This window comes from Hoeflea sp., from assembly GCF_984452065.1.
In genome coordinates this window covers 1-3,906 of record NZ_CFHWAF010000226.1, presented here as the reverse complement: position 1 = coordinate 3,906, position 3,906 = coordinate 1, and the positions used below count along the sequence as shown (strand labels likewise).

Genomic DNA, 3,906 nt, shown 5'->3' with positions numbered 1-3,906 from the left:
CAAAAATTCGATCCGAACCGAAAAGTTGCTTGACATATCCATTACACAGCCGCTTCGGGATTATTGCAAGGGGCTTTTGCTGCCTTGCGACCGCAAGAGCGTCGAGCCGATTGCGGCGGTGACGGCGCCTTCGCGGGTGGCTGCGCAACATCAGTCGCTGCTGCACTTTGTGGGCAACGCGCCATGGTCTGACGCGCGGGTTCTTTGCAAGGTGCGCGAGCTTGTCTTGCCGTCGATGGAACGTCGCGGTCCGATTGAGGCCTGGATCATCGACGACACCAGCTTTCCCAAGAAGGGGCGTCACTGGGTGGGCGTGGCGCGGCAGTATTGTGGGCAGTTGGGCAAGCGGGACAATTGCCAGGTGGCGGTGACGCTGTCGATTGCCAACCACGCGGCCAGCCTGCCGGTGGCCTGGCGGCTGTATCTGCCGAAGGATTGGGCGGGCGATGCGATACGACGCAAGACGGCCAAGGTGCCGCAGGATGTCGGCTTTTCGACCAGGCCGGAGATCGCGCTTGCTCAGGTGCGCGATGCGGTTGCGGCCGGCATTGCGCCCGGTATTGTGCTCATGGATGCCGGCTACGGCGCCGATACGAAGCTGCGCACCGCGATCACGTCGCTCGGGCTGACCTATGTTGCCGGCATCCTGCCGAACACCAGCATCTGGGCACCGGGAAGCGGGCCGCTGCCGGCAAAAGGCCGGTCAGGGCTTGGCCGGCCGGCCAAACGAATGCGGCGCGATGATGACCACCAGCCGATGCAGGTCAAGGCGCTGGCGCTCGGACTGCCCGCGACGGCCTGGCAGACGGTCACCTGGCGTGAGGGCTCGGCCGACTGGCTGACCTCGCGCTTTGCCCGGTTGCGCGTGCGTCCGGCCCATCGCGATTACACGCGCACCGAACCCTGGCCCGAGGAATGGCTGTTGATCGAATGGCCCGAGGGCGAGGATGAGCCCACCAAATACTGGCTGTCCACCCTGCCGCCGGACATCGCCTTCGACCGCATGGTCGATCGCGCCAAATTGCGCTGGCGCATCGAGCGCGACTATCAGGAGCTCAAGCAGGAACTCGGTCTTGGACACTATGAAGGGCGCGGCTGGCGCGGCTTCCATCACCACGCGACATTGTGCATTGCAGCCTATGGTTTCCTGATCGCCGAGCGGCAGACGATTCCCCCCTCAGGATCGGGTGCCGCCCCGACGTTCCAGAAACCTGCCGTTCCCGCCGGTTACCGACCCAGAGGCGCCGCCGATCCGGCCCGAAAGGCACATCCCGGACTCGATCGCGACACTGCGTCGTCGTCTGACCATTGCACTGGCCAGAAGCCTCGATCGATGTCCATGCTGCAACACCCTACGAAAACCGATCGTCATCCATCGGCGCTTGTGACGCAGTAGGAATAGCTGCCCTCATACCCCAGTTCGGTGATTTCCCGGAGAAGACGCCGACCAGATAGATCGGGGAACTCGGTAACCCGGTCCCTCAGATAATCACGATAGCCATCCAGCTTGCTGCCGCGCGGCGGGCGTGGGCTATAAACGGGAGCCTCCAGTCCCAGCTCCAGATATTTGCGGACCGTCTTGCGGTCACAGCCAACCTGACGCGCGATCGCACTCACGCTCAGGCCTTGTCGATTCAAATCATGTATCAAAACGATTTCCCTCAGTCGGATCACCCGCAAACGCCCCAATCAAATCGGGATCATTCCGGATGGAAATTTGGCGAAAGCCAATTGTGAGGGGCATGCCCCTCACAATTGGCACATCAGCGCCAGACTGGGGAATTTTCAGGCGCCCTTTTTGGGGAGAATAAAACGGCCACTAACACCGCATAGGCGATCGCGGCGTCCCGCAACAGGCTATAGCACTGTTGCTCAATCTCTGATCCGAAATCGCCACTGCGGGCGCGGGCGGTAAAGGACACAAAGTCGGCTGGCGCCGCCTGCTGCCCATAACGATCAGCCCCGCCGATAACTACGGCCGCTGGAACTGATATCTCAGTCTCATCCCAAAACGCGGTATCAGATGGTCTCTTCGTAATCATGGCGCGATAACCGGAACATCCTGGACCATTTGCTGCACCGGAGATGGAAGAAAGTCCGGCGGGAACCATGTGCGGTCATCCCATCGCAAACAGTCGAGAACCATGTTCGGCCTTCAACAAGGTCATCCAGGTTTCTCGAAATGGAAAAACATCGATGCTCTCACACTGATGTTTTCCCTTCACGCTTCAAAATACCGTTCTATGTCTCGGGACTGGTGCGGCACACCGATAATGTCGATCCTGTTTGTGTGGCGCATGTAGAAGATCACATGTGACCCTTCCGGGTAGCTACGCAAGTCCGGTGCAAACTCGGGTCTGCGTTTACCAAGCTCAGGGTTGTCCGCAAGCCATTGGAATCTCGCAAATAGCGCGTCGATATAGACCGACATCTGCTGCGGTCCCCATTCAATCAGCGTGTAATCCGCGATTTCGTCAAGATGGTTGGAAGCCGGAGGTGTGATCTTATAGGTGCCGCTCACGATGCGGCTTTGCCGCGTGCAATTGCTCGATCAATGACATCTTGCGCCGTTAAGTCTTCGACAAATTCGCCTCGATCAGAAGCCGCAAGACCAGGGCGCAGTGCATCCTTCAGATCGGCAATTTTCTCCGACCTGGCTTCGAGTTCGCGAAGGCCGGCCCGTACAACTTCTGAAGCACTGCTATAGCGGCCCGATTCAAGTTGTTCCTTGATGAAACCCTCCCAATGAGGGCCAAGCGTCATTGATGTATTAGCCATGTTCCAATCCCAGGAAAGAAGGTAATATTCATATTGAATATACGTGACCCTAAGCAAATTCGCAACCGTTTCAATCGGTGGCCCAAACAGGGCGTTTGGCATGACGTGTTCAGGATCAGTGGAATTCGACCGATATCAAATTCAAAAGCCGACACAGTAATCCAGATGGCGTTGAGGCTGAAATCGCCGAACGCCTCGCTGTAACCGATCAGAAAACACGCCGGAACGCTCAACGCCCACGTCACGTACAGCCTTGAGGTGAGAACGAAGCGTCCGCCCTCAATCGCCTGCAAAGCGCGTGCGCTGATCTGGGAAAGGCAAAACGCCGCCACAGACCAAATAATGCTCAAGTACCGGCTGTGCACACCCGGAAAGGCGCGGCGCGGCCTGTCGTGGAGGGGATGTTGCAGGCCAAGGAATGCCATCCTGGACAGTTTGCATACGAAACATCCGGATCGGAAATTTGCGACCGCGGATTCACCGGCCCTGCATATTGGCGATCTGTTTTACCAGGCCGACGAGCTGGCGCTTTGTCGCGGGATCGTTGATTTGAATGAAGTGCTTGTTGAGGGCCAATCCCTCCGCGGTGGACAAAAAGTCGATGACCGGCTGCGGACTTCTGTTATCCAGCCTCTTTGTGTGCCGCGGTTCTTCAAAGAAAAAGTCTATCGGCACATTTAGCTCCCTGGCGATGCCCAACAGACGACTGGCGCTGATGCGATTGCGGCCTTTTTCGTATTTCTGCAACTGCTGGAATGCCACACCGATCGCCTCGCCCAACTTCTCCTGGCTCATGCCGAGCATCATTCGACGCAGCCGGACGCGCTGTCCGACATAGACGTCTATGGGGTCCGGATGTGTACTCTTTCGCTGTATCATGTTCACCTTTTCTTGTGCACCGGTGTAAGGACGGCCATCCAAAATTTGAGACTGTTTCATCCTGATCTTCGTGGCGCCGGCCGCCCAAAAGGTCAAGGACTTCAAGCCGGAATTACCGGTCTTGCTTCCCAGGCAAACCGCCGTTTTGTCCCTATCGATTCCGTCACATCATATCGGGTTCACGTCTGCCATGAGATAGTCCGGACCACTCCAACTCCTCACTCCTCCCGGAGAGCCCGCGCGATCTGA

General features: G+C 58.0%; 4 protein-coding genes and 1 pseudogene. 1 reads left to right on the top strand and 4 read right to left on the bottom strand.

Annotated elements, in window-relative coordinates:
* Positions 1 to 10: 10 nt before the first annotated feature.
* Positions 11 to 1,396: an IS701 family transposase gene (locus AC5E6N_RS23640; protein ID WP_491750104.1), complete on the top strand. Its 1,386-nt coding sequence runs from the start codon at positions 11 to 13 to the stop codon at positions 1,394 to 1,396.
* On the opposite strand, the pseudogene AC5E6N_RS23635 reads toward AC5E6N_RS23640, so the two are convergent.
* The 4 genes and pseudogenes from AC5E6N_RS23635 to AC5E6N_RS23620 form a co-directional block, all read right to left on the bottom strand.
* Positions 1,396 to 1,674: pseudogene (locus tag AC5E6N_RS23635) on the bottom strand (helix-turn-helix domain-containing protein); the annotation flags it as partial. The gene AC5E6N_RS23640 and the pseudogene AC5E6N_RS23635 sit on opposite strands and share 1 nt — an antisense overlap.
* 547 nt (positions 1,675 to 2,221) lie before the next feature.
* Positions 2,222 to 2,521 carry a type II toxin-antitoxin system RelE/ParE family toxin gene (locus AC5E6N_RS23630; protein WP_491750102.1) on the bottom strand — a complete coding sequence of 100 codons (300 nt, stop codon included), beginning with the start codon at positions 2,519 to 2,521 and terminating at the stop codon, positions 2,222 to 2,224.
* Entirely contained in the window at positions 2,518 to 2,880 is a 363-nt protein-coding gene (locus AC5E6N_RS23625; RefSeq protein WP_491750101.1) for a type II toxin-antitoxin system ParD family antitoxin, read from the bottom strand. Before AC5E6N_RS23625 ends, AC5E6N_RS23630 begins: the two co-directional genes overlap by 4 nt.
* Positions 2,881 to 3,255: 375 nt before the next feature.
* On the bottom strand, positions 3,256 to 3,657 hold the full coding sequence (locus AC5E6N_RS23620; protein WP_491750103.1) for a helix-turn-helix domain-containing protein: 402 nt from the start codon (positions 3,655 to 3,657) through the stop codon (positions 3,256 to 3,258).
* Positions 3,658 to 3,906: the final 249 nt, after the last annotated feature.